The sequence below is a fragment of the Glycomyces sp. TRM65418 genome (assembly GCF_019710475.1).
GTDB lineage: Bacteria > Actinomycetota > Actinomycetes > Mycobacteriales > Micromonosporaceae > Glycomyces.
On sequence record NZ_JAJFAX010000001.1, the window covers coordinates 511971 to 537405 of the forward strand.

Annotated in this window: 26 protein-coding genes and 1 tRNA gene; 10 read left to right on the forward strand and 17 right to left on the reverse strand. The window is 69.8% G+C overall.

Translation table 11 applies throughout. From position 1 onward, the window contains the following. Positions 1–37 precede the first annotated feature (37 nt). From K3N28_RS02340 to K3N28_RS02370, 7 genes are all read right to left on the reverse strand, one after another. On the reverse strand, positions 38–877 hold the full coding sequence (locus K3N28_RS02340; RefSeq protein ID WP_228090863.1) for an RNA methyltransferase: 840 nt from the start codon (positions 875–877) through the stop codon (positions 38–40). Positions 878–882: 5 nt separating this feature from the next. After that, the gene (gene rplT / locus K3N28_RS02345; RefSeq protein ID WP_228090864.1) at positions 883–1266 is read right to left on the reverse strand and encodes a 50S ribosomal protein L20; all 384 of its coding nucleotides are present in this window, start codon (positions 1264–1266) and stop codon (positions 883–885) included. A 50-nt stretch (positions 1267–1316) separates the two neighbouring features. Then, positions 1317–1511 carry a 50S ribosomal protein L35 gene (rpmI, locus tag K3N28_RS02350; RefSeq protein WP_228090865.1) on the reverse strand — a complete coding sequence of 65 codons (195 nt, stop codon included), beginning with the start codon at positions 1509–1511 and terminating at the stop codon, positions 1317–1319. A gap of 79 nt (positions 1512–1590) precedes the next feature. Next, a complete protein-coding gene (gene infC, locus K3N28_RS02355; protein ID WP_374209672.1) occupies positions 1591–2199 on the reverse strand; it encodes a translation initiation factor IF-3 in 609 nt (202 codons plus the stop codon). A gap of 341 nt (positions 2200–2540) precedes the next feature. After that, positions 2541–3008 carry a PH domain-containing protein gene (locus tag K3N28_RS02360; protein WP_228090867.1) on the reverse strand — a complete coding sequence of 156 codons (468 nt, stop codon included), beginning with the start codon at positions 3006–3008 and terminating at the stop codon, positions 2541–2543. Positions 3009–3052: 44 nt separating this feature from the next. Further along, positions 3053–3448, reverse strand: a complete 396-nt coding sequence (locus K3N28_RS02365) for a hypothetical protein (RefSeq protein ID WP_228090868.1) — start codon at positions 3446–3448, stop codon at positions 3053–3055. Continuing rightward, on the reverse strand, positions 3445–3747 hold the full coding sequence (locus K3N28_RS02370) for a ribbon-helix-helix domain-containing protein (RefSeq protein ID WP_228090869.1): 303 nt from the start codon (positions 3745–3747) through the stop codon (positions 3445–3447). Before K3N28_RS02370 ends, K3N28_RS02365 begins: the two co-directional genes overlap by 4 nt. A 135-nt stretch (positions 3748–3882) precedes the next feature. On the opposite strand from K3N28_RS02370, the gene K3N28_RS02375 reads away from it, so the two are divergent. From K3N28_RS02375 to K3N28_RS02395, 5 genes are all read left to right on the forward strand, one after another. Beyond that, positions 3883–5370: an aminopeptidase P family protein gene (locus tag K3N28_RS02375; protein ID WP_228090870.1), complete on the forward strand. Its 1488-nt coding sequence runs from the start codon at positions 3883–3885 to the stop codon at positions 5368–5370. A gap of 434 nt (positions 5371–5804) precedes the next feature. Next, entirely contained in the window at positions 5805–8528 is a 2724-nt protein-coding gene (acnA, locus tag K3N28_RS02380) for an aconitate hydratase AcnA (protein WP_374209673.1), read from the forward strand. A 69-nt stretch (positions 8529–8597) separates the two neighbouring features. Beyond that, positions 8598–8969: a VOC family protein gene (locus K3N28_RS02385; protein WP_228090872.1), complete on the forward strand. Its 372-nt coding sequence runs from the start codon at positions 8598–8600 to the stop codon at positions 8967–8969. Between the two features lie 83 nt (positions 8970–9052). Beyond that, the gene (locus K3N28_RS02390; RefSeq protein WP_228090873.1) at positions 9053–9511 is read left to right on the forward strand and encodes a DUF3291 domain-containing protein; all 459 of its coding nucleotides are present in this window, start codon (positions 9053–9055) and stop codon (positions 9509–9511) included. A gap of 95 nt (positions 9512–9606) precedes the next feature. Further along, positions 9607–10692: an NAD(P)-binding domain-containing protein gene (locus K3N28_RS02395; RefSeq protein ID WP_374209674.1), complete on the forward strand. Its 1086-nt coding sequence runs from the start codon at positions 9607–9609 to the stop codon at positions 10690–10692. On the opposite strand, the gene K3N28_RS02400 is transcribed toward K3N28_RS02395, so the two are convergent. From K3N28_RS02400 to K3N28_RS02420, 5 genes are all read right to left on the reverse strand, one after another. Continuing rightward, positions 10625–11521: an endonuclease/exonuclease/phosphatase family protein gene (locus tag K3N28_RS02400; RefSeq protein ID WP_228090875.1), complete on the reverse strand. Its 897-nt coding sequence runs from the start codon at positions 11519–11521 to the stop codon at positions 10625–10627. The genes K3N28_RS02395 and K3N28_RS02400 overlap by 68 nt on opposite strands. A gap of 48 nt (positions 11522–11569) precedes the next feature. Beyond that, positions 11570–12493, reverse strand: a complete 924-nt coding sequence (locus K3N28_RS02405) for an endonuclease/exonuclease/phosphatase family protein (protein ID WP_228090876.1) — start codon at positions 12491–12493, stop codon at positions 11570–11572. A 332-nt stretch (positions 12494–12825) separates the two neighbouring features. After that, entirely contained in the window at positions 12826–14262 is a 1437-nt protein-coding gene (locus K3N28_RS02410; RefSeq protein WP_228090877.1) for an FAD-dependent monooxygenase, read from the reverse strand. Between the two features lie 253 nt (positions 14263–14515). After that, positions 14516–15688: a VLRF1 family aeRF1-type release factor gene (locus K3N28_RS02415; protein ID WP_228090878.1), complete on the reverse strand. Its 1173-nt coding sequence runs from the start codon at positions 15686–15688 to the stop codon at positions 14516–14518. 94 nt (positions 15689–15782) lie between these two features. Then, entirely contained in the window at positions 15783–16487 is a 705-nt protein-coding gene (locus K3N28_RS02420; RefSeq protein WP_374209675.1) for a DsbA family oxidoreductase, read from the reverse strand. Between the two features lie 152 nt (positions 16488–16639). Here K3N28_RS02420 and K3N28_RS02425 point away from each other — a divergent pair. Then, a tRNA-Val gene (locus tag K3N28_RS02425) sits at positions 16640–16714 on the forward strand. Positions 16715–17020: 306 nt separating this feature from the next. On the opposite strand, the gene K3N28_RS02430 is transcribed toward K3N28_RS02425, so the two are convergent. After that, entirely contained in the window at positions 17021–18148 is a 1128-nt protein-coding gene (locus K3N28_RS02430) for a helix-turn-helix transcriptional regulator (RefSeq protein WP_228090880.1), read from the reverse strand. A 99-nt stretch (positions 18149–18247) separates the two neighbouring features. Here K3N28_RS02430 and K3N28_RS02435 point away from each other — a divergent pair, with 99 nt between their 5' ends. The 4 genes from K3N28_RS02435 (at position 18248) to K3N28_RS02450 (ending at position 20741) form a co-directional block, all read left to right on the forward strand. After that, positions 18248–18826 carry a YceI family protein gene (locus tag K3N28_RS02435; protein ID WP_228090881.1) on the forward strand — a complete coding sequence of 193 codons (579 nt, stop codon included), beginning with the start codon at positions 18248–18250 and terminating at the stop codon, positions 18824–18826. Further along, positions 18826–19419, forward strand: coding sequence for a dihydrofolate reductase family protein (locus tag K3N28_RS02440; RefSeq protein ID WP_304608671.1), 594 nt, complete (start codon positions 18826–18828; stop codon positions 19417–19419). The genes K3N28_RS02435 and K3N28_RS02440 overlap by 1 nt, the downstream gene beginning before the upstream one ends. Next, positions 19416–19985: a dihydrofolate reductase family protein gene (locus K3N28_RS02445; protein WP_228090882.1), complete on the forward strand. Its 570-nt coding sequence runs from the start codon at positions 19416–19418 to the stop codon at positions 19983–19985. The genes K3N28_RS02440 and K3N28_RS02445 overlap by 4 nt, the downstream gene beginning before the upstream one ends. A 489-nt stretch (positions 19986–20474) precedes the next feature. Then, positions 20475–20741 (forward strand): hypothetical protein, encoded by a 267-nt coding sequence (locus tag K3N28_RS02450; RefSeq protein WP_228090883.1) that lies wholly within the window; start codon positions 20475–20477, stop codon positions 20739–20741. A gap of 138 nt (positions 20742–20879) precedes the next feature. On the opposite strand, the gene K3N28_RS02455 is transcribed toward K3N28_RS02450, so the two are convergent. The 4 genes from K3N28_RS02455 to K3N28_RS02470 all read right to left on the reverse strand — a co-directional run bounded on the left by K3N28_RS02455 (position 20880) and on the right by K3N28_RS02470 (position 25312). Continuing rightward, a complete protein-coding gene (locus K3N28_RS02455) occupies positions 20880–22133 on the reverse strand; it encodes a family 1 glycosylhydrolase (protein WP_228091381.1) in 1254 nt (417 codons plus the stop codon). A 32-nt stretch (positions 22134–22165) separates the two neighbouring features. After that, positions 22166–23020, reverse strand: a complete 855-nt coding sequence (locus K3N28_RS02460; RefSeq protein ID WP_228090884.1) for a carbohydrate ABC transporter permease — start codon at positions 23018–23020, stop codon at positions 22166–22168. Then, complete coding sequence (locus K3N28_RS02465) at positions 23017–23967, reverse strand: carbohydrate ABC transporter permease (RefSeq protein WP_228090885.1); 951 nt, start codon at positions 23965–23967, stop codon at positions 23017–23019. The genes K3N28_RS02460 and K3N28_RS02465 overlap by 4 nt, the downstream gene beginning before the upstream one ends. 88 nt (positions 23968–24055) lie before the next feature. After that, positions 24056–25312, reverse strand: a complete 1257-nt coding sequence (locus tag K3N28_RS02470) for an ABC transporter substrate-binding protein (RefSeq protein WP_228090886.1) — start codon at positions 25310–25312, stop codon at positions 24056–24058. Positions 25313–25435 lie beyond the last annotated feature (123 nt).

Consider the following 25435-nt stretch of genomic DNA (forward strand, 5'->3'; position numbering starts at 1 on the left):
GCCATTCTAACTTCCCTCTCGGGAAGCCTGCGAGCCGTTACTCGGCATGCCGCGCCGCCGCACCGGCGGCCGCGCTCACGGCGCGCCGCTGCGCGGCGGCGCTCGCGTAGAGGCACACTCCGGCGGCCACGGCGAGGTTCAGGCTCTCCGCCTTGCCCCAGATGGGGACGCCGACCTTGCGGTGCGCCAGGGCGGCCGTGGCGTCGTCGAGGCCGTGGGCCTCGGAGCCGAACAGCCACACCGTGGGCGCGGCGAGCTCGCCGGCGCCGTCGAGCGCGTACAGGTCGTCCCCTGCGGCGGCGGCCGCCAGGATCTGGGCGTGGTCGAACACGTCCAGGAGGTCGGCGGTGTCGGCCGCGCGGATGACGGGCAGGTGGAACAGGCTCCCGGCCGAGGAGCGCACGCACTTGCCGTTGTACGGGTCGACCGAGTCGGTCCCGAAGACCACGCAGTCGGCTCCGGCGGCGTCGGCCGCGCGCAGCACCGTCCCGGCGTTGCCGGGGTCGGTGATCCCGTGGAGCACCGCGACCAGGTCCGCCCGCTCGGGGAGGCGCTGATCGAGGAACCGGCAGACCGCGACGAGCCCCTGCGGGGCCACGGTCTCGGCCAGCGCGGCCAGGCCCTCGTCGGTGCAGGGGTGCACGTGGGCGCCCGCCGCGACGGCGGCGTCGATCAGGTCCGAGTGGCGCTCGTCGGCGCCGAGGTCGTAGAACAGGTCCTCGACCACGCCAGCGGCGACGGCCTCGCGGACCGCCTGCGGCCCTTCGGCGAGGAACCGCTCGGCCTTGTCGCGGCCGCGGCGGCGCTGCAGCTTCCGGGCGGCGACAACCCGGGACGATCGCGCGGTGAGCGCGTCCGCCCCGGGTCCGTCGGCCATCACGTCTACTGCTCGGCCGGAGCGTTGACGTCCTCGGGGAGGGCCTTGCGGGCGACCTCGACGAGGGCGGTGAACGCCGCCGCGTCGTTGACGGCCAGCTCGGCGAGGATCTTGCGGTCGACCTCGACTTCGGCGAGGGACAGGCCCTGCATGAAGCGGTTGTAGGTGATGCCGTTCGCACGGGCGGCCGCGTTGATGCGGGTGATCCAGAGCTTGCGGAACTCGCGCTTGCGGGCCTTCCGGTCGCGGTACGAGTAGGTGTACGAGTGGAGCAGCTGCTCCTTGGCCTTGCGGTACAGGCGCGAGCGCTGGCCGCGGTAGCCCTTGGCCTCTTCCAGTACGACGCGGCGCTTCTTCTTGGCGTTCAGCGAACGCTTGACGCGTGCCACAGTTCAGTCTCCTTGCGTTAAAAGCGGATGGAAGTCAAACGGAGTGCGGGCTAGCGGCCCAGCAGTCTCCGGACCTGCTTCTGGTCGGCGGGGGCCACTTCGGAGCGACCCTGCTGCTCGCGCTTGAAGCGACCGCTCTTGTGCTCCATCAGGTGGTTCTTGCCGGCCTTGCGGCGCATCAGCTTGCCCGAGCCGGACACCTTGAATCGCTTCTTGGCACCGCTGTGGGTCTTCATCTTCGGCATCGTGTTCTCCTCTGTGTTCAATGCCGACCAGGGGCGGGCGCGCGGGGCGCCCGCTTCCGGTCGGTGCGTGCTCAGGTCTCTAGGACTCGGGCTGCTCGGCGGGCGTCTCCGCGGGCGCCTCGGCCGGGGCCTCGGCCTGCTCGGCGTCGCCGCCGCGGCCGCCCTTGCGCCCGCCGCCCTTGGCGATCTCGCCCTTGGGGCGGATCGGGGCGACGACCATGATCATGTTGCGGCCGTCCTGCTTGGCGGCGGACTCGATGACCGCGAGGTCGGCGAGCTCCTCCGCGAGCTTGTCGAGCAGGCGACGACCCAGTTCCGGGCGCGACTGCTCGCGGCCGCGGAACATGATGGTGATCTTGACCTTGTCGCCGGCCGTGAGGAACCGCACGATGTGACCCTTTTTGGTCTCGTAGTCGTGCTTGTCGATCTTCGGCCGCAGCTTCATCTCTTTGATGACGGTCTGCTGCTGGTTCCGGCGCGAGGCACGAGCCTTCTGGGCGGACTCGTACTTGTACTTGCCGTAGTCCATGAGCTTGCAGACGGGCGGACGGGCGGTGGGTGCGACTTCGACCAGGTCCATGTCGACGTCGGCGGCCAGTTGCAGGGCCTTGTCGATCGACACGATGCCGACCTGTTCCCCTGCCGGGCCGACCAGGCGCACTTCCTTGGTCCGAATCTGGTCGTTAATACGCAGATCGCTGATGGGGCCTCCTTGGTTCGCGATTCTCGCCGATGGCAACATCGGCGCCCCTGTGGCTGTTCCGGTCGTCGGAGCGGGCGCTCCGGCGGCTTGTCGCGCAAGCGTGACCCAGCACAGGCCTCACGAAATGAGGTCCCCAAAAGAAAAGACCCCGGCGTCGGCCAGGGTCCACTCCAAGGGCACGGCGATCATCTCGCCGTACGTGACCCGGTCGCCTGTCAGTCCCTCGGAACGAGGGCCCGGCTGCGGGTGGGAGCTGGACTCCGCTTGCTCGGCACCGCACGCCGCCGAGAGGCGGGCGCGGTGCGATCGACACGCAATCGTACCACTCAGCTGCGGGACTGCTCCAAGAGCGCCCGCAGGTGCTTGATCGCCGCCACGGCCCGCTCCTTGTCGGTGACCTGCACGGCCATGATCGACATCTCGTCGTCGTCCGCGAGTTCGACCGTGGCCCAAGTCATCTTCTCCGTGAAGTTGACCGCGGTGACGACCCCCCACGGGAAGTAGCGCTTCTGGGCGACGTTGGTGATCTCGATGCCCTTCTCGTCCGCGCGCACGCGCAGGCGCAGGAAGCTGAGGATGACGATCGCGCCGATGACGCCGAGGCCGATCATGCCGGCCTGGTCGGCCCAGGTGACGGTGCCGCCCTCGACGGTCCGGGACCCGAGGGTGAAGGAGAGGGCGGTGAAGCCGCCCAGGCAGATGACGGCGCCGATCCAGGCGCCGATGCGGGACTTGCGGGGCCGGTAATCCAGCTGGCCGGGTTCGGTCATGGTCTGCTCCTGTACGGCGGTCACGCTGCTCCTCCATTATCCGACTGCGGGGTCCTTCACCCGGACGCTCAGGGCAGCTGGTCGATCTCCAGGCCCGAGTCGAATGCAAGCAGCGTCTTCGGCTCGCCCGTGACGATGGGCCAGCCGGGGCGGTTCAGGCCACACCATGCGACGTGCCCGGCGGCGATGTTCCCGTGCTGGCGCGAACGGGAGAGCATGAGCCCGACGTCGCGGGCGGACTTCTGGTCGAGGTTCATCACGACGGTGACGGGCAGGCCGAGCAGCACCTGGAGCGCGTCGCGGTCGCGCCGGCGCGCCTGGGACCAGGCTTCGGCGAGGGCCCCCGAGGGGATCGCGAGGACCACGTTCTGCTCGAGCGCCGTGAAGACGACGGCCTGCGGGTAGGGCATGGAGGTGGCGAACCCCACGATGGCCGATACGTCCAGGATGCGGCCACCGATCACGAGGCGGCCTCTCCTTCTTTGCCTTCGACGCCGAGGACCTCGCGCGCCCAGGCCAGGTGCTCCGCGCTGGGGGCGTGTCCCTTCCGCTCGAACAGGTCCTGGAGCTCGGCGAGCGAGCGGTCCCGCTCCAGGCGCTCGGCGACGGCGGCGGCGACGTACTCGTCGACCGAGGAGGCCCGTCCGACCGCCACGAGGCGGCGGATCTGCTCGAGCTGGCCGTCGGGCAGGGTGACGCTCGGCCGCGTGGAGCCCGCCCCCGCGGGAGAGGAATTGAGCGACGAATTGGCGCGATCGGTCACGCCTCCCAGGGTAGCGGGGCGGGGGCCGGGAGAGGCAGCCGCCATGACACCGGCGGGCGCTTCCCACGGAGTAGTACCGTCGGAGTGAGGCCCTCACGACCGGGCCGCATTCGCGTTCATGGGGAAGGACCTGGCATGGCTGACAAGAAGTCCGGCGAGCGGCCGCACGACCCGAAGTTCCCGGAGAAGTTCCTGAACTTCATGCGCACCGGCTGGGGCGCGACCGAGCTGGACGTGGCCGAACTCGAGCAGGCGGCCTACACGGCCCGCCGCCGCGAGGCGGTCTCCGCGGCGTTCCCGGGCGAGACGATCGTGGTGCCCACCGGCGCCGAGAAGGTCCGCGCGAACGACACGTTCTTCCGCTTCCGCGCGAGCTCGGACTTCGCGTGGCTCACCGGCGACTACGACCCCGAGGGCGTGCTGGTGCTCCACCCGAACGGGTCCGGCCACGACGCGGTGCTGTACCGGCGCCCGCGCCGGGGCTACGACTCCGACGAGTTCTTCCGCTCGGCGAAGTACGGCGAGCTCTGGATCGGCCGCAAGCGCTCCCTGGAGGAGACCGGCGTGCTGCTGGGCATCGAGGTGCGCGACGTCGACCGGCTCGAAGGCGAGCTCAAGGGGATCGAGCGCGGCAAGGTCCGCGTGCTGCGCGGCTTCGACGCGGGCGTCGACGAGCGCTTCCCGGCCGAGGCGCCGGCGAAGGACGCCGACGGGAAGCCGCAGCCGACCCGCGACGGCGAACTCGCCGCGGTGCTCTCGGAGCTGCGACTGGTCAAGGACGAGTGGGAGCTGGCGCAGCTGCAGAACGCCGTCGACATCACCGTGCGCGGCTTCGAGGACGTGGCGCGGATCCTCCCGGCCGGCGGGTCGGTCCCCGAGCGGCTCCTCGAGGGCGTGTTCGGGATGCGCTCGCGCGTCGAGGGCAACGGCCTGGGCTACGACTCGATCGTGGGCGCGGGCTCGCACGCCACGACCCTCCACTGGATCACCAACGACGGGCGGACGACGCCCGGCGAGCTGATCCTCATGGACATGGGCGTGGAGAACGACCACCTCTACACCGCCGACGTCACGCGCACGATCCCCGTGAGCGGCACGTTCACGCCGCTCCAGCGGCAGGTCTACGACATCGTGCACGCCTCGCAGCAGGCCGGCATGGACGTCGTCAAGCCCGGCACGGAGTTCCAGGAGATCCACCAGACCTGCATGCGGGTCCTGGCCGAAGGGCTCAAGGACCTCGGGGTGCTGCCCGGCTCGGTCGACGAGGCCCTCGACAAGGACTCGCTGATCTACCGCCGCTGGACCCTGCACGGCTTCGGGCACATGCTCGGCCTCGACGTGCACGACTGCGCCAACTCCCGCCCCGAGCACTACTACCGGGGCGCGGTCCAGGAGGACTACGTGCTCACCGTCGAACCGGGCCTGTACTTCCAGGCCAACGACGAGCTGGTGCCCGAGGAGCTGCGCGGCGTCGGCATCCGCATCGAGGACGACGTGCGGGTCACCGCCGAGGGCTGCGAGAACCTCTCGGCCGGGCTGCCGCGCACGGCCGACGACGTCGAGTCCTGGCTCGCCGCGCAGCGCGAGGCCGGCCCCCGCTGGCCGGGGCTCGCGGAGGCCTGAACCGGTCGGCCCGGCTCGGCTCCCGGAAGCGCGAGTTCCTCCGGCCGGGCATGGAAGACCAGGTGACGAGGGGGATCACAGGGCCGCTGCAAGGCCTGTGAGGGCCCCGCGTATAGTCCGAATTAAGACTTATATCCACCGCACCGGGCCGACGGCGGCGAGCATCACCGCACACCGACCGCCAGCCGCCGTCGGCCTTTAACCCAAGGCGACAGGCCCGGATGCGAGTCCTCTCCGAACGCCTACGGCCGCAGCGCCGTTCCTTAGGCTCGGCTAAGAACCTCGCGGGCGAACCCGGGTGCTACAGTTGGACTCGTTAAATAAGACGGACGTACTGTTTAAGAGTCGGACGCTCTGCCGGACCTCCCGTCCCCTTCCCTCGGGTTGCGGCAGACTGAAGCCGACCTTCAGTCCTGAATCGAGGAGCTCTCATGGTGAGTACGGACTCCTTCGGCGCCCGCGAAACGCTGCGGGTCGGCGAACACGAATACGACATCTTCCGCATCGACAGGGTCGAGGGGCACGACCGACTGCCATACAGCCTCAAGGTCCTCCTCGAGAACCTGCTGCGCAACGAGGACGGCGCGGACATCACCGCCGACCACATCCGCGCCCTGGGCTCCTGGGACCCGGCCGCCAAGCCCAACACCGAGATCCAGTTCACGCCCGGCCGCGTGATCATGCAGGACTTCACCGGCGTCCCCTGCGTCGTCGACCTCGCCACCATGCGCGAGGCCGTGCGCGACCTCGGCGGCGACCCGTCCAAGGTGAACCCCCTCGCGCCTGCCGAGATGGTCATCGACCACTCCGTGATCGTCGACTTCTTCGGGCGCCCGGACTCCTTCCAGCGCAACGTGGAACGCGAGTACGAGCGCAACCGCGAGCGCTACCAGTTCCTGCGCTGGGGCCAGACCGCCTTCGACGAGTTCAAGGTCGTCCCGCCCGGCACCGGCATCGTCCACCAGGTCAACATCGAGCACCTGGCCCGCGTCGTCATGACCCGCGACGGGGTGGCCTACCCCGACACCTGCGTGGGCACCGACTCGCACACCACCATGGAGAACGGCATCGGCGTCCTCGGCTGGGGCGTCGGCGGCATCGAGGCCGAGGCCGCGATGCTCGGCCAGCCGATCTCGATGCTCATCCCGCGCGTCGTCGGCTTCAAGCTCTCCGGCGACCTCCCGGCCGGGACCACCGCCACCGACCTCGTGCTGACCATCACCGAGATCCTGCGCGACCACGGCGTGGTCGGCAAGTTCGTCGAGTTCTACGGCGAGGGCGTCGCCGCCGTGCCGGTGGCCGACCGCGCCACCCTCGGCAACATGAGCCCCGAGTTCGGCTCCACCTGCGCGATCTTCCCGATCGACGAGCGCACCGTGGACTACCTGCGCCTGACCGGCCGCACCGACGAGCAGATCGCGCTCGTCGAGGCGTACGCCAAGGCCCAGGGCCTGTGGCACGACGCCTCCCGCGAGGCAGCGTACTCCGAGTACCTCGAACTCGACCTCTCGACCGTGGTGCCCTCCATCGCCGGGCCCAAGCGCCCGCAGGACCGCATCCTGCTCGACCGCGCCGACTCCCAGTGGCGCCGCGACGTGGCGAACTACGTCACCACCGACGAGGGCAGCGTGGAGTCCTTCCCGGCCTCCGACTCCCCCGCCGTGACGCCCAACGGCGACCGCCCGCACAACCCGCAGACGGTCAAGACCGAGGAGGGCGTGTTCGAGATCGACCACGGCGACGTCGTCATCGCCGCGATCACCTCGTGCACCAACACCTCGAACCCGTACGTCATGGTCGGCGCGGGGCTCCTCGCCAAGAAGGCCGTCGAGGCGGGCCTGCTGTCCAAACCGTGGGTGAAGACCTCGCTCGCGCCGGGCTCGCAGGTCGTCACCGGCTACCTCCAGCGCGCCGGGCTCTCGCCGTACCTCGACAAGCTCGGGTTCAACCTGGTCGGCTACGGCTGCACCACGTGCATCGGCAACTCCGGCCCGCTCCCGGAGGACATCTCCCGGGCGGTCCAGGGCGGCGACCTCGCCGTCGCGGCGGTCCTCTCGGGCAACCGCAACTTCGAGGGCCGCATCAACCCCGACGTGAAGATGAACTACCTGGCGTCGCCGCCGCTGGTGGTGGCGTACGCGCTCGCCGGCTCGATGGACGTGAACCTCACGAGCGACCCGCTCGGCAAGGGCAAGGACGGCCAGGACGTGTACCTGCGCGACGTGTGGCCCACCTTCGAGGAGATCCGCGAGGTCGTGGACGGCAACATCGGCCGCGACATGTTCCTCAAGGAGTACGCCTCCGTCTTCGACGGCGACGAGACCTGGCAGTCGCTGCCGATCCCGACCGGGAACACCTTCGAGTGGGACGAGGACTCGACCTACGTGCGCAAGGCCCCCTACTTCGAGGGCATGCCGGCGACCCCGGCCCCCGTCGAGGACATCACGGGCGCGCGCGTCATGGCGAAGCTGGGCGACTCGGTCACGACCGACCACATCTCCCCCGCCGGGTCCATCAAGGCCGACTCGCCGGCGGGCGAGTACCTGAAGGGCCAGGGCGTCTCCCCGGCCGACTTCAACTCCTACGGCTCGCGCCGCGGGAACCACGAGGTCATGGTCCGCGGCACCTTCGCGAACATCCGCCTGCGCAACCAGCTCGCGCCGGGCACCGAGGGCGGATGGACCCGCGACTTCACGCAGCCGGGCGGCCCGGTGTCGACCATCTACGACGCCTGCCGGCGCTACGCCGCCGAGGGCACCCCGCTGGTGGTCTTCGCCGGCAAGGAGTACGGGACGGGCTCGAGCCGCGACTGGGCGGCCAAGGGCACGCGCCTGCTGGGCGTCAAGGCCGTCATCGCCGAGTCGTACGAGCGCATCCACCGCTCGAACCTCATCGGCATGGGCGTGCTCCCGCTCCAGTTCCCGGAGGGCGAGTCGCACCAGAGCCTCGGCCTCACCGGCGAGGAGACCGTCTCCATCACCGGCGTCACCGCGATCAATGACGGGATCCCGGAGACGGTGACCGTGACCGCCGTGAGCCCCGACGGGTCCGAGAAGACCTTCGAGGCCGTGGTCCGCCTGGACACCCCGGGCGAGGCCGAGTACTACCGCAACGGCGGCATCCTGCAGTACGTCCTGCGCGGCCTGCTCGCCGCGTAAGCGCGCACCTCGACGGGGGCGGGCCTGCGGGCCCGCCCCCGTCTCCTTCCCTCAAGGAGGCACACCCCTGTGAACTACGGCTACGGGCTGCACCACGTGCAGCTCGCCATCCGCCCCCACGGCGAAGCGGACGCCCGCGCGTTCTACGTGGACGTCCTCGGCATGACCGAGATCGCGAAGCCCCCGGAACTGGCGGAGCGCGGGGGGCTGTGGCTGCGCACCGACGCGCTGGAGCTCCACCTCGGCGTCGAGAACGACCTCGTGCCCTCGAAGCGGGCGCACCCGGGCCTCCTCGTCGCCGACCTCGACGGCCTGGCGGCCGCGCTGAAGTCGGCCGGGCACCCGGTCGACTGGGACGACCGCTTTCCCGGGTTCCGGCGCTGCTACGCCCGCGACCCGTTCGGCAACCGCCTGGAGTTCCTGACGCCGCTGGCGGGTTGAGACCCCCGACGGGCGAAAACCCAGTCGACTGGGTTTCCCCCGCGGCCGTTGACGCCGGTCCGCGGCCCTGGAAGGCTCGGGGCATGACTGCGGGATATGAACTGGCACAGGTGAACATCGGGCGGATGCTCGCGCCGCTGGACTCGCCGGCGATGCGGGACTTCGTGGACAACCTCGACGAGGTGAACGCCGCCGCGGAGGCGGCCGAGGGCTTCGTGTGGCGGCTCGTCGACGAGGAGGGCGACAACGCGACCGGGTTCCGGTTCTACGGCGACGAATGGCTCATCGTGAACATGTCGGTGTGGACGTCGGCGGAGGCCTTGCGGGCCTATGTGTACGGTCCGGCGCACCGGCCGTTCCTGCAGCGGCGGCGCGAGTGGTTCGAGCACCTGGCGGAGGCGATCACCGCCCTGTGGTGGGTGCCCGCGGGCGAGCGCCCCACGGTCGAGGAGGCCGAGAAGCGCCTCACCCTGCTGCGCGAGAAGGGGCCGACCATCGAGGCCTTCACGATGAAGGACTCGTTCGCGAACCCGGAGGCGTAGTCGCGGGGCGCAGCCGAACCGTACGGGTCGCCCTGCGCGTGAAAGGCCTCACCACTCGGAATCGGCGCCGTCGCGGGGCCGTTGGACCCGGTGTGATTCGCGAGGTCGAGGTCGTCGTCATCGGGGCCGGGCAGGCCGGGCTCTCGGCCGCCTACTTCCTGCGGAAGCACTTCGAACCCGAGACGGGGTTCGTCGTGCTCGACCACGCCCCGCACGCGGGCGGCGCGTGGCAGTTCCGCTGGCCGACCCTCACGTTCGCCACGGTCAACGGCGTCTATCGGCTGCCGGGCATGCCGGTGCCCGAACCCGAGGCGTCGGCGCCCGTGGCCCCCGTCCTCTCCGAGTACTTCGCCGACTACGAGCGGGCGTTCGACCTGCGCGTCCAGCGGCCCGTCTCCGTGCGGTCGGTCCGGTCGCTGCCCGACGGGCGGCTCGAGGTCGCGACCGGCAGCGGGATCTGGATCGCCGAGGCGCTCGTCAACGCCACCGGCACCTGGGAGCGGCCGTTCTGGCCCCGGTACGCCGGTCAGGACCGGTTCGAGGGCCGCCAGCTCCACACCGCCCAGTACCGCGGCCCGTGGGAATTCGAGCATGAGCGCGTCGTGGTCGTCGGCGGCGGCATCTCGGCCGTCCAGCACCTCATGGAGATCCACCCGCTCGCCGCGTCGACGCATTGGGTGACGCGGCGCCCGCCGGCATGGCGCACCGACGAGTTCAACCCCGACCGGGGCCGCGAAGCCGTCGCGATGGTCGAGGAGCGCGTCCGCATGGGCCTGCGCCCGCAGTCGGTCATCAGCGTGACCGGCCTGCCGCAGACGCCCGAGATCAGGGCCGCCCGCGAGGCCGGGATCCTGGAGCGGCTGCCGGTGTTCGACCGCATCGAGCCCGGCGGTGTCGCTTGGGAGGACGGGCGGTTCGTCCCGGCCGACGTCATCGTGTGGGCCACGGGGTTCCGGGCCGCGCTCGACCATCTCGCGCCGCTGAAGCTGCGCGCCCCGGGCGGCGGGATCGTCATGGAGGGCACCCGCGTCGCGGCCGATCCGCGCGTGCACCTGGTGGGCTACGGTCCTTCGGCGAGCACTGTGGGGGCGAACCGGGCCGGGCGCGCGGCCGTCAGGGAGATCCGGGAGCTGCTCGGTGCGAGGAGGCCGACCGCCGAGCGCGTCTCGGCACGAGCCTGATGAGGGCCTGCACCGGCCAGTGGTCGGAGGGGGTGAGGCCGTTCTGGGTGAAGGCGTTCACGCCCGTGCTGAGGCATTCGACGGCGCAGTCCCGGCTCGGCCTGGTGAGGATCCAGTCTATGCGGGTCGGCCCCTCGAACGGTGCGGTCCTCCAGCGGTTGAACGTGGCCCAGGCCGGGGTGAGGCGGTCGGCCGCGGTCTCCCAGGCGTCGTCCAGTCCACCGCCGGTGAAGGCCCGGTGGGTCGCCGAGCCGGGCCCGCAGTTGAAGTCCCCGGCGACGATCACCGGGTCGAGGAAGCGCTCGGCGGTCTTCAGGACGATCGCGGCGCTCTTGCGCCGGGCCTTCTCGGAGCGGTGGTCGAAGTGGTTGTTCACCACGTAGAACCGCAGGCCGGTCTCGTGGTCCTCGAAGTGGACCCAGGTGAGCATCCGGACGGTGCCGCTTCCCCAGCTGCGCGAGCCGATCACCTTCGGGCGGCGGGAGAGCCACAGGTGGTCGTATTCGAGCGGGGCGAGTCGCGCGGCGTCCCAGAAGATCGCGGTCGATTCGCTCCTGGAGCCGCCGCCGCGTCCGAGGTGGACCCAGTCGTAGTCGTCGAGGTCCGCGCGCAGTTCCAGGAGCTGTCGGAAGCGTCCCTCCTGCGTGCAGATGACGGAGGGCAGCTCGGTCTCCAGCACGGTCTTCACCAGGGGGCGGCGTTTCCACCACGAGTGCGGGGCGCGGCCGGAGGCCGACTTGAGGTTGTAGGTCATGACGTGGAGGAACGGCGGTGCGGCCGGCCCGATGAGCGGGTGGCCGGTCTGGGCGGCGATCTGCGCGTCGTTCACCTACGCAACGATATTCGCGCGATCACCGCCCTGCTGGCCGTTCGCCGACTACGGCAGTTCGACGAGCGCCTGCGCGGGCCAGTGGTCGGAGGGCGTGAGGCCGTCCTTGGAGTACGTGTTCACCGCGGCCTTGAGGACGCGGATGTCGGGAGTGGCCATGATCCAGTCGATCCGGCGCTCCTCCTCGGTGGGGACGGGGTCCCAGCCGTTCCAGGTGCCGTAGACGGGCGTGACCTGCTCCTCGGCCTCCAGCATGGTGTCGACGAGGCCGCCCTCGACGAGGATCTGGTAGGTCGGGGTGCCGGGGACCTGGTTGAAGTCGCCGGCGGAGACGACCGGGAAGCCCTGCTCGATCCACGGCGCGATGACGTCGAGGTTCATCTGGGAACCGAGCTGGCGGGAGTGCTCCGACTGGTGGTCGAAGTGGTTGTTGACGGTGTAGAACTCCTTGCCGGTCTCCAGGTCCAGGAAGCGGATCCAGGTGAGCATCCGGACGACGTTGTTGCCCCAGCTCTTGGAGCCGATGAGCAGCGGCGTGTCGGAGAGCCACAGGTGGTCGTACTCGACCACCTTGAGCCGCTTGGTGTTCCAGTAGATCGCGGTGGCCTCGGACTTGGAGCCGCCGAGGCGGCCCAGGTGGATCCAGTCGTAGCCGTCGAGGTCCTCCAGGACGTCCTGGAGCTGGCTGAACACGCCTTCCTGCGTGAACAGGATGGAGGGCTTCTCGCGCTTGAGCACGTTCTTGACGAGGGGGCGACGCTCTTCCCAGGTGTGGGGCGAGGGGTCGCCGCCCTTGTAGCGGAGGTTGAAGGTGAGCAGGTGCAGCTGCTCGCCCCGGGGCTTGCCGATGAGCGAGCCGCCGAAGGCCTCCTGCGCGTGAGCGGTGCCGGAGAGGGCGCCGGTGGTGAGAGCGGTGGCGCCGACCGCGAGGCCGGCACCGAGCACGTTGCGTCGACTGAGGACGTTTGTCATGGAACCTCTATATCTCAGGAGCAAACCGGGTGGAAAGCAAGTTCACGACAAATGACTCTTTCGGACAACCGACAGGGCGTGAATTTCGCTTGAACGCACTTCGGCGAGCAACGAAACGCCCTCTCCGGCAGGGAAGGGCGTCTCGCACTCCTCAAGCGGCGGTGCTCGTCTGGACCGTGAGCGGCGGAGGCGAAGGGGCCCGCCTCGCGGCGGGGTCCCGCAGGAGGATGCAGGGCACCGCGGCGCGCGCCGGTGGGGCCCGCTCGCCCCGAGTGTCCGCAAGCGACGGCGGCGGGAGGGCGTCCCGCCGCCGTGTTCACGGTTTCAGGCGGTCAGCGAGCCCCGGCATTGGTCTCCAGGTAGGCCCGGATCGCCGCGGGGTCGTCCTCGCCGGCCCAGCCGATGTAGCCGTCGGGGCGGATGACGCGGGCCGGACTGCCGGGCGCGGCCGAGGCCGCGTGGGCGACGAACGCGCCGCCGGCGGCGTCCGCACCGGGTTTCAAGGCACTGTCGAGCACGACGAACCGCCCGCCGCGGAGCGCCTCGTAGAGCCGCGAGCCGTCGGCGAGGCCGATGTCCTCGGCGCGCCGGCCGACCAGGTGGTGGTCGCCGTGGGCGTGCGGGTAGCGGATGCCGATGCCGCTGATCATGCCGGTCATCCGCTGCATGACGGGCTTGATGCCCAGGGCGGTGCCGAGGACGGTGCCGCGGATGCGCTGGGCGATCTTGGAGCGGTTGGCGGCGACCCGGATCAGCGCGCCGCTGGAGCGCAGCACCGCCTTGCCGACCGGGTGGCGCTCGCCTTCGTAGGTGTCGAGCAGGGCCGGGTCGCCGCCGCGGAGGACCGCCGCGAGCTTCCAGGACAGGTTCGCCGCGTCCTGGAGGCCGGTGTTCATGCCCTGGCCGCCTGCGGGCGAGTGGCAGTGCGCGGCGTCGCCCGCGAGGAACACGCCGCCTTCGCGGTAGGTCGGGGCCTGGCGTTCGTCGGAGTGGAAGCGGGAGGCCCACCGTTCATCGCGCATCCCGAAGTCGGTGCCGAGCGAGCGCCGCACGGCGGTGCGGATCTCGTCGAGGTCCACGGGGGCGTCGTCGGGCTGCTGGTCGTCGCTGTTCCAGCCGATGACCCGCCAGTAGCCGTCGCCGAAGTCGGCGATGAAGGTGAAGGCGCCGTCGGCGCCGGCGATGACGGGGCTCCGGTCGGGCGGATCGGTGAACCGCACGTCGGCGAGCATGAGCGACTGGAGGACGGCCTCGCCGGGGAAGGGGATGCCGACGGCGTCGCGGACCGCCGAGTGGACGCCGTCGGTGCCGACCGCGTAGGTCGCGGTCCAGTCGCCGTGTTCGGTGTGGACGGTGACGCGGCCGTCGCGTTGGTCGACGCCGGTGACCCGGTGGTCGTAGTGGAACTCGACGCCCGCGTCGACGGCGCGGCGGCGCAGGACGCGCTCCACGTGGTACTGCGGGGTCATGAGGACGAACGGGAAGCGGCTGTCGAGCCGGTCCAAGTGGAGAGTGGCGCGGCCGAACAGGAGGAACTCCCCGAGTTTGTTGCCGCCGAGGGCGAACAGGTCGTCGGTCAGGCCGCGGGCGTCGAGGACTTCGAGGGTGCGGGCGTGGACGGCGAAGGCGCGGGAGAGGTTGGAGAGCCGCTCGCCGCGTTTCTCGAGCACCACCACCCGGACGCCGGCTTCGGCGAGGTCGCCGGCGAGGAGGAGGCCGGTGGGCCCGGCTCCGACGACGATGACTTCCGCTTGCTGCTGGTCCGACATGGCGGTCTCCTTCGGGGCGGGCCGATACCTTTAATTCATCAGCCGATGAATTAAAGGTAGACCCGAAGGCGCCCCGAGGGAAGCCGTTGGGGCGTGATGTGACGGAGAACAAGGGAGTGTCGGCACGCAGTGGAGAGCGACTGCCCGCCGGCGCGAGAAAGCATCAGGGCCACGGGAGGTGAGAAGCCCGCGGCCCTGCGTCGTACTGCCGAAGAAAGGTTAGCATAACCTAACTTCATCGCTCAAGCGGTGCTCACCAGCGCAGGAACGCCCCCACGCCTCCGGCCTTCTCGTCGAGCCGCACCTCGTCGCTGAGGAACGACACCTGAGCGTCCGAGGCCAGCGCCATCTCGATCATCGCCTCGCCGAGCTGGGCGTCCGCGATCGCGGTGGCGAGGTCGGGCTCGGCGGGCGCGATGGCGTCGGCCAGGACCGTCCCCTCCGGGATGCGCTGGCCGCTCCACAGCGAGTCGCGCTCGATGACGAGCCGGTCGACCCGGGCGCCCTGGAGCGCGTCGAGCACCGCCTCGGCGCCGGCGACGGTCATGCGCGGGGACTCGGTGAACTCGGCGACGAGGCGTCGGTCCCGGTCCGCCCTCGCGGCGGCGATCTCCGGGGCCAGCACCTGCTGGACCTGGGCGGGCGTGGACTGGCTCAGGACGTGCTGCGAGGCCACGACCTCGGCCTTGACGCCGTTGCGGAGGGCCTTCGTGGTGGCCTCGACGAGTTCGGGCTCGCCGCTGACGACGAGCAGCTCCCAGCCGAACGTCGCCACGTGCTCCTCCAGTGTGGAGTGAGCGGCGGCGAGGAACTTCTGGAGGTGCTCGGCGACGCGGTAGTCGAACAGGTCGCGCTGGTTCGACGAGCTCTGGCCGTCGCGGCCGCCCCAGCCGCCGCGGGCGCGGGCGGGGGCGGGCCCCCGCAGGACCCGCCATTCGGCGGTGTCGAGTTCGAAGGAGAGCCCGGAGATCTCCTCGCACTTGCCGAAGCGGGAGTCGAGGATGCGCATGCCCTTGCCGTCGACGACGGCGATGCCGACGGGCGAGCCCTCGGCCCACGCGGCGAACATCGGGGCGATGTGGGAGCGGGGGGCGAGGGCGATCCGGTCGGTCAGCGGCGTCTGCATCTCGACGCTGTAGGAGTTGCCGCTGGCGAGGCCCACGAACAGGGCGCGCCCGATGCCGGGCGCGCCGGGGCGGACGAGCTGCTCGATGTCGAGCTTGAGCTCGTCGAGCCGGCGCCCGAGCGCCGACCGCGTGCCGTTGTCGACGGCTTCGAGCAGGTGCTTCAGCCCCTTGTCGAGGCGGGTCTTCCAGGGCGGTTGGGAGCCTTCCTGCCGGGGGTCGGCGTTGACGTAGAGCGAGAGCACACCGGTGTCGTCGCGCATCTTCACCAGTCGCAGTTGCGTCTCGCGGTCCATCGGCATGGCGGTCGCCTCCTCGATCTAGCGGAATTCGCCTCAGGATATTCCCCGAGGTGTCCGTTCGTGAAGGTTTCGCCGGTTGTGTGCGAGGACGCGTCTAGACGGCGCAGCCCTCGGGGCCGCAGGCCTCGCCCGTCGAGCCCGCGTCGGTCATGATCACCGGCCGCTTTTCACCCCAGGCCTTTTCGAGGATTTCGGCGAACAGCTCCGTGGGCTGGGCGCCGGAGATGCCGTATTGCTCGTCGATGACGAAGAAGGGCACGCCGGTCGCCCCGAGCGCGGCGGCCTCGGCCTCGTCGGCGCGGACCGATTCGCGGTAGGCCTCGGGGTCGTCGAGGACGGCGACGACCTCGTCCCGGTCGAGCCCGGCGCCGACGGCGGTCGCGATGACGCGCTCGCGGTCGAAGACGGAGGCGGTCTCGGCGAAGTTGGCGACGTAGAAGGCCTTCCAGGCCTCGGCCTCGGCGCCGCGCGCGGCGGCGAGGTGGAGGACGCGGTGCAGGTCGAAGGTGTTGGCGACGTCCCGGCCCTCGGCCTCGTAGGCGAGGCCTTCGGCGGCGGCGAGGTCGCGGAGCCGGTACTCCCCCGCCTGCGCCTCAGCCGGGCTCATGCCGTACTTCGCAGCGAGCATGGCGACGACGGGCGTCCGCTCGCCGGGGGCGCTGTGCGGGTCGAGCTCGAACGAGCGGTGCCGCACCTCGACCGCGACCTTCCCCTCGAGCTGCCGCACGGCCTTGTCGAAGCGGGCCTTCCCGACGTAGCACCAGGGGCACACGATATCGGACCAGATGTCCACACGAATCTTTGTCACAACAGCTGAAACACTTGAAGCTTCCACTGAATTCCGGCCGTGCGCCACGCCTCACGATCCGGAACGGCGTCGGGCCCGCACTCGCGCCCAAGCGCCCGTTCAGGTACCCTTTCTCAGGCTCGGCGCGCCCCTGCGCGCCCCGAGGGTGCTTAGCTCAGCGGTAGAGCACCTCGCTTACAACGAGGTGGTCACAGGTTCGATCCCTGTAGCACCCACCACCCAAATAACCCGGATGCTCAGGCAGTTACATCTCATCTCAAATGATCCGGGTTTGGTTATCACTGGTCATGGCCAGAACTCCCCCACAGCAACGCTTGCGCATCACGGCGAGTGAGGATGGCGCTGATCCGACGTTTGAGGGGACGCGGACACTTCTGGCGCTGGTATGTGGGGAGACAGCACTTGCTCGATCCTGGAGGCGGCTCCCACCGTGATCGAACCCCTCACCGCCGCAACCCTCAGCGGTCGCGGCCGATTCGCCGGCAATGCAGGAACCGGCCGCGCATACGGGGCTCCTCCGAGCTTCATGGGCCGTGATCAGGTAAGTCGGTCGGTACGGCGCCACCCTGGTCGGACAGACCCTCGGCATAGAAGTCGAAGTACAGGCGGGACACCAGTCCTCCGCGCGAGCTGGTGCCGGTCTTGTCGAAGACGGATTTCAAGTAGTCCTGGACCGTGTAGGCCGACAAGTGCAGGTCCCGGGCGATCTGGGCGGTCGAGTTGCCACGGGCGACCAGCGCGGTCACCTCGCGCTCGCGTTCGGTCAGGCCGTACGCCGCTGCGATCAGGCCCGCCATCTCGGGGGCCCGTGCGCCTTCCAGCGTCACGGCCACGGGGGCCTCGGGCCCGTCGCCGAGTACCGATCCGCGCACCACCAGCCATCCGCCGGTCGTATGCACCGTGGCCCTGGCGAGCTGGGCGCCGCCGACTGCGAGTGGTCCGCCTGCGAGGAGGAGGCGGGCGTGCCGTGCGACCGCCGAGATCGCCAGCGGCAGTCTCGCGCCCACACGCGCACCAGCCGACAGCCGGTCGAGCCACCGGTCGGCTCCGTGGTCGCTCATCGCCACCGAATCGTCGGGGTTGAGCACCAGGACGCCGTGATCGTCCTGTTCCGCAGCCCCTGAAAGCAGGGCGGCACGCCGCAGCCCGTCGGTGATCACCGGAGCGAGCGAGGCCAGTCGGCGGATCTCCGTCGGCGTGTAATGCGGCCGATTGGACTCCCGGAACAGCGTCAGGCCGCCCCAGGCGCCGGCGCCGCTCGCGAGCACGATGCGGATCTCGTCCTCGAAACCGCCGGGCCTGCGCACTTCCCGTTGGCGCGCGCTCCGGTCGAGTTCTCCTCGGGTCGCCTCGGCGAGCCCTGCGGCCGCAGTCCCGGCGTTCCTGAGCGCGATCCACTTGTTGACGTCCGGTTCGGCGAGTTCGATCTCGATCAGGCGGAGGATGTCGTCGGAGGGCAGGCCGTCTTCGACGTAGTCCCCGGTGGGGAGCATGGTGGCGGGGTCGACCGTCTGCAGGCAGGACCCCTCGCCGGGGACGATGCGGCCCAGCACCTTGTTGACCTCGCGGGCGAACGCGGGCACGTCGAGTCCGCGATGAACCAGCCTGACGAGGTCATCGCGAGCGCGGGCGTAGGTCGCCGCCGAAGGCATACAGCCGACTCTAACGGCCGCGGCGCAACCCCCAGGAATCTGGGGTACCGCAGGCCGCTTGCTGCTTGCATCGTGGAAGACACATCCTGAGGAGGAACCATGAACCAAGCAATAGTCGCGGACGGTACATCGATCGACGTGCCGTGTGGCATCTGGCAAATCGACCCCGCCCATAGCGTGGTCGGCTTCTCAGTACGGCATCTGATGAGCAAGGTGCGCGGCACCTTCGACGACTTCACCGGTCAGATCACCATCGACGAGGACCGCGTCGAGTCGTCCGTGCGCGTCGAGATCGCCATGGCATCGGTGAACACCGGAAACGAGATGCGGGACAACGATCTGCGAAGCAGCAATTTCTTCGGGATCGAGCAGCATCCGGTCATGACATACGTCAGCACTGCGTTGAACGAATCCGGCGGATCTTGGACGCTCGACGGCGATCTGACGATCCGTGGCATCACCCGCAGCGTTCGCATCGCCGTGGCCTTCCTCGGCTACGAACCCACCGGACTGCAAGGCGAGCCCAGGATCGGAATCGAGGGGACCACGTTGATCAACCGCAGCGACTTCGGCGTCGACTTCGGCCTCGCCGACAGCGGCAAGGTCGTCGTCGGCGACAAGATCGACATTTCACTGGAGATCGAAGCGTTCCTGACCGACACGGCGGGAGAGCACTGATGTCTCGCGTGGTACTGGACATGTCCATGTCGCTCGACGGCTTCATCGCAGGCCCCGATGACAGCCCGGACAATGGCCTGGGCGATGGCGGAGAACGCCTGCACGCGTGGCTCAGCGACGGCAGGGGCGACGATCCCACCAGCTTCAGGCCCACGGAAGAGACCGACGCGATCGTGGTCGACGAGATGATGTCGACCGGAGCGGTGATCTGCGGCAAGCGGCTCGGCGAGTTCGTCGACTACTGGGAAGGTGATCACCACAACGGCGTGCCCATCTTCGTGCCGACCCATCACGTGCCCGACCAGAAGCCGCCCGGCGACGTCCGCTTCGTGACCGACGGTATCGAATCCTGCGTCGAGCAGGCGAAGGCCGCCGCCGAGGGCCACGACGTCATGCTGCACGGCGCCTACACGGCGCAGGAATGCCTGCGAGCCCGCGTGCTGGACGCGATGGAGATCCACCTGATCCCGGTGCTGCTCGGGCGGGGCCGCCGACTGTTCGACCGCCTCGGCCCCGAGCACATCGAGCTCGACCTGGTCCGGCAGCTCCAGTCGCCGACGGTGCTGCACCTGCGCTACGAGGTGCGGTCGTGAGCGCGCCGATCCGGCTCTACATGTCGATGTCGCTCGACGGCTTCATCGCCGGCGAAGACGACCGCTCCGGTCAGGAGCTCGGTCGAGGCGGCGGGCGCCTGTTCAACTGGCTCGACGACCGGCACAGCGACGGCCCCAACGGCCAGGTGTACCGCGAGGCCCTGGCGACCGGCGCGCTGATCTCCGGCCGCCGCACGTTCGAGCTGGCCAAACGCTGGAACGGCGACCACCACGACGGCGTGCCGATCTTCGTCCTCACCCACCATGTCGCCAAGGGCGATAACCCTCCCGGCAGCGCGCGATTCGTCACCGACGTGGAGGAGTGCGCCGCCCGGGCCAGAGCCGCAGCGGGCGACCGGCCTGTCATGGTGCACGGCGCGGGTGCGGCACAATCGCTGCTGCGGGCGGGCCTGCTCGACGAGATGGAGATCCACCTGGTCCAGGTCCTGCTCGGACGAGGGCGGCGACTCTTCGACTCGCTCGGCACAGGTCCCCTCCCGCTCGAACTCGTGCGTCGACTCCCCGCGCGAGACGTCACGCATCTCCGGTACCGCATCGCCCGCTGAGGAGAGCGTGCGGCGAAGGGCCGGTGTCGATTCAGTTCCGTTGCCCTCCATCTGACGCAGCCCCGGGAACTCGACACCATGTCATCTGAGACTTCCTTATTTCGGCATGTCAACCAAGCGAGAGACGGACCGAAGGCTCATGCCGTACCGCTTCGCGAGCTGCCGCTTCGGTACACCAGCGCGAACCGCATCGAGCAACTGCTCGTATTCCTCTGCAGCGAGGCGATCGCGGATTGCTCGAGACTTGCCGTTGCGGCAGGCCGGCGCGAGTTGCGACAATTGCGGTACTGGTTCGTGCCGGTCTTGGGCGTCGATCGCCGTCATAAGCCGCCGCAGGCGCGCCAATAGCCCTTTGACCTGGGGTTTTGAGTGGTAGCAGGAGGTTGAAAGGTCCACCGCGGAACCGCAGGTCAGGCGCTGCTTTTTCGCGACGCGCCGACGCGTTCCGAGTTCTGGTCCATGTCGGTGTCCATGAAGATCATGTTGGGCATGGCCGACCGACCTTCAAATGACCCGCGCGCTCGCGGGAGCATCCGGCCCCGCGGCGGTTCCCTGCAAGTCCGCGTCTACGCCGGCACCGGCACACCCGTCTGTCTCACCGAGACCCACGCCGACCTCGAGGAAGCCGAGAAGGCCCGCACGCGACTGGTGGCGGCCGTAGACGCCAGTCGTGCTCCGCTCGCCGAAGGCGACTTCGCCGGCGCCATCGGGCGGCGGCTCGAGTCGCTCCACGACGAAGTCGACGCGGGCGTATGACGATCGAGCACCACGCCACCGGGCGGGCCGACAGCCGGACGCTCCGCACACTCGGGACCCGCGCACGGCGGCGGGGTGACGATCAGGCGGTCGTCGAGGCGGACGGGGCCGCGTGCGACCGCGCCGCCGAGGAACCCGTCACCGGTCCCGCGCCTGCGGCGGCGTCTCCTGTCCGCCGTGGGCGGCGTGGTGGCGGAAGCGGTCCGCCACCGCGGTGCGCACTCGGGCGAGATCGCCCTCGCGGTCCTGGAGTTCCCACAGCCCCATGGTCAGGCGGTGCGCCTCGCGCGGCATCCGCGAATGGCGGTACGTCCACTCGTACATGTCGAACAGCGGCCACCAGGTGTAGCCGACGACGTCCACTCCGGAGGCGCGCAGATCGTGTAGGGCCGCGACCGATTCGTCGAGCCAGTCGGTGCGCTCCTTGACCGAACCGGTCACGCAGGTCTCGGTCAGCATGACGGGGGCACCGTACCGGTCGGCCGCCTCCCGCAGCAGTTCGACGAGCCCCGCGACGCCGTCGTCCCGCGTCGGGCGCGGATCGCGGAAGCCTCCCGAGTGGAAGACTCCGGCCTCGAAGACCTCGGTCGAGTGGAGCGGGTAGTAGTTCACGCCCATCACGTCCGGCCGCACCGGGGCCTCGGTGAACCAGGCGAAGTCGTCATCGCCCCAGCCATGGGCGTTCAAGAACGGCTTGAGCGGATGCGACTCGCCGACGCCCCCGGTCACCAGGTCCTCTACCAGGAACACCTGCTCCTTCAGCCGCGCCGCGTGCTCCCGGTGCTCGGACGCCCCGATGTCGCCGACGAAGCGCATGCCCGCGTCCACGTGGACGAACACCGACCGGTCTCCGAGCACGTCGCCGATGGCGCGCTGCTGGAGCACGAAGCCGCGGGCGAGCTGCTTGACGATGGCACTGAAACCATGGGGGCCTTGCAGGTACGGAGGCCAGTACGCGTACTCGCCGGAGAACAGGGCGTGAATCATCGGCTCGTTGACCGGCGTGTAGTCGACCACGCCGAGCGGCGCATACCGTTCGGCCACCCGCGCGGAGTACTCGGCGACCCTGGCCGGGTAGTCGGGATGCGCGAACTCGCGCTCCAGCCACAGCGGCGTGCCGTAGTGCATGAGGTCGACGATCGGGCGCAGACCGAGTTCCGCGAAGCGGTCCATCACCTGGTCGAGCCAGCTCCAGTCCCATCGGAGCGGTTCCGGCTGGATCTTGTACCAGGGCACGCCCCAGCGCACGAGTTCAGCACCCGCCTCCCGCGCCAAGCCGAGGTCGGCGTGCCACTTCTCGTAGTGCTGGGTGAGCTCGTACTCGTCGATCGGCCGCTCATCGGGCCCCGACTGGGGCACGAAGGTGTCCTCGACGCCGACGGCGAAGTGCATCACGCCGTCGCGATTCCATTGGGGGGAGCCGATCATTTGAGTCCTGTCGTTGCGATGTTCTCGATGAATCGACGCTGGATGAAGAGGAACGCGATGACGAGCGGCAGGATCGCGATGAGCGAGCCGGCCATCATCACGCCGTGCGGCACGATGCCGCTCGGCCCGGTCAGCAGCGTCAGTCCGGACGTGATCGTGCCCATGTCGGCATCGGTGGTGAACACCAGCGGCCACAGCAGGTCGTTCCAGTTGTTCACGAACGTGAACAGGCCCAAGGTGAGCAGGGCCGGGACGGCGTTCGGCAGCACGATCGACCGGAAGATGCGGAACTCGCCCGCGCCGTCCATCCGCGCGGCGGCGTCGATGTCGCGCGGGAGCGCCAAGAAGAACTGGCGCAGGAAGAAGATGCCGAACGCGTCGGCCGCGCGCGGCGCGATGAGCCCCGCGTACGTGTTCACCCACCCGAGGTCGGCCACCAGCTGGTAGAGCGGGATCAACGTGGCCTGGAACGGGATCATGAGCGTCGCGATGATCGCGACGAGCAGGAGGCGGCGGCCCGCGAAGTCGATCCGCGCGAGGGCGTAGGCCGCGAGCGAGTCGAACACCAGCGCGCACACGGTGACGCCCCCGGCGAACACGAAGCTGTTGCCGACCAGCCGCATGAACGGCAGTTCGGACGTGACGGTCTTCAGGTTGTCGAGCGTCCACGTGTCCGGGAGGAGGCTCGGCGGGTACGCGTTGACCTCCGCGACCGGTTTGAAGGCGGTGAGCACGATGATCGCGATCGGCAGCAGCACGACGGCGCTGGCGGCGAGGAGGGCGATCGTCGCGATCACCGTGGACGGCCGGAGGTCGCGGGGGGTCCGGCGGCGCGAGGCGGCGGTGCTCATGCCAGGTCCTTTTCTTTGCGGCCGAAGAACGCGAACTGCACGAGGCTCAGCAGCAGGGTGGCGATGAGCAGCACGTACGAGAGCGCGGAGGCGAAGCCGAGTTCGAGCTTGCGGAAGCCGGACTCGTAGATCTCCATGACCAGCGTCTGCGTGCTGCCGTAGGGTCCGCCGCCGGTCATGACGTAGATCTGGTCGAAGGCCTGGAGCGCCGCGATCATCGCGAAGACGAGGACGAAGGCCATGGTGTTGGAGAGGAGCGGGAGGGTCACGTGGCGCAGCCGCGAGAGGGGGCCCGCGCCGTCCATGCGGGCGGCCTCGTAGAGCGAGGCGGGGATGTCCTGGAGTCCGGCCAGGAAGATCACGAAGTAGAACCCGAAGAGCTTCCACACGGCGACGAAGGCCACGGCGGGCATCGCCAGTTGCGGATCCTGCAGGACGTTGCCGAGCTGGATCCCCATGCCGCGCAGCCAGTAGTTCAGCAGGCCCACGTGCGGGTCGATGAGATAGCTCCAGGCGAAGGCCGCCACGGCGAACGAGACCACGAAGGGCACGAACAGCGCCGTGCGGAAGAACCCGCGGAACGGCAGGTGCGGGCTGTTGAGCAGCAGCGCCAGTCCGAGCGCCGCGAGGACCGCGGTCGGTGTGAACAGCACGGTGTAGAGCGCCGTGTTGGTGACCGCCTTGAGCAGGTCGGGGTCGGTGAAGACCTCGGCGTAGTTCTCCAGCCCGACCCATTCGGGTTCGCCGAACCCGCTGGCGTCCGTGAAGGACAGGCGCAAGGCCGAGAACATCGGCCAGATGACGAACAGGCCGAGGACGATCAGCGCCGGGGCGAGAAAGCCGAAGGCCTTCGCGCTGCGTCGCATGGAGCCGTCCTGGGCGCGGCGGCGTCCTCCCAGGGGCGCCGGCGGGCGGTACCGGCGGGCCGGCGGGTGCTGCACACTCATGGTCTCCTCGTTTTCTCCACTCGCTCTTGTTCCCTCGCTTCGGCGCGACGGGGACGCCCTGGAGCGGGCGCCCCCGTCGCCTTGCGCCCTACTCGTCGAGCGCGGCCTGGATCTCGGCCTGCGCTTCGGCGAGCAGCGCGTCGACGTCTTCGCCGGCCATGGCCCGCTGGGTGAGTTCGTCGACGGCGGCGAGCACGTCCACGCTGTTGACGACGCCCGGCAGCAGCGGGCGGCCGAGGTCGGACATCTCGGTCAGTGAGACGACGACCGGGTTGGCGCTGACGGCCTCGGTGGGCACGTCGGTGCGCAGCGGTGGCCACCCGGAGCCGAGCGACCAGGCGGCGGCGTTCTCGTCGTTGAGGAAGTGCGCGAAGAACTCCTCGGCCGCAGCCTGCGCCTCGTCACCGGCGTCGACGGTGATGCCCATCGATACACCGATCGCGGAGGCGGCCTGGGCTTCCGGTCCGGCGGGGATCGCGGCGATCTCGTAGCCGATGCCGTTCTCCTCGGCGATGGAGGCCATCCAGGGCCCGCCGACGGTCATCGCGGCCTTGCCGGCGCTGAACAGCTCGTCGGCGCCGATGCCGTCGACGCCGGTGGGAGAGATCTGGCCGTCCACGATCGCGGTGCGCCAGTACTCGAGCGTCGCGGCGTTCTCGGGCGAGTCGATGACGGCCTTGCCGTCCTCGACGATGTTCCCGCCGTTGCCGTAGAACAGGGACGGCCACAGGCCGTTGGCGACGGTGGCGTGGTCGGGCAGGACGGCCCCGTACTGCTCGGGGGTGCCGTCCCCGTCCTCGTCGACGGTGAGCCGCTCGGCCGTGGCGACCCACTCGTCCCAGGTCTGGGGGAACTCGGTGACGCCCGCGGCCTCGAAGAGCGCGGTGTTGTAGTAGACGGCGAGCGGCACGAAGCCGGTGGGCACGCCGTACTTGGTGCCTTCGACCTCCACCATGGACGCCGCGCCCTCGACGAGGTCGGCGGTGTTGCTGGACTCGTCGGCGTAGAAGTCGTCGAGTTCGGCGAAGGCGCCCTTGTCGGCGTAGACCGGGAGCCGTTCGGCGGGCATGGCGACGATGTCGGGGCCTTCGCCGGCGGAGAGCGCCGTCAGGAGCGAGTCGTCGATGCTCGCCCAGGTCTTCACCTCGGTGGTGATGGTGACGTCGTCCTGCGACTCGTTGAAGTCGTCGACGATGCCTTCCAGGACGTCGCCGTCGGCCTCGGTGTAGCCGTGCCAGAACGTGAGTTCGACCGGGCCGCCGGTGTCGCCGCCCCCGCCGCAGGCGGTCGCGGCGAGCGCGAGTGCGGCGCCTCCGGCGCTCAGCAGGATACGTGTGCGTGTCATTTCGAGTTCCCTCCCAACGCGAGACTGCGCTGTCCGTGTTCGGTGAACGTCGCGTCGAGAGCCTCTTCGAGGCTGTTCTACAACGTTGTAATTTTCTGAATCGTAAAGAGCGGTGATCATCTC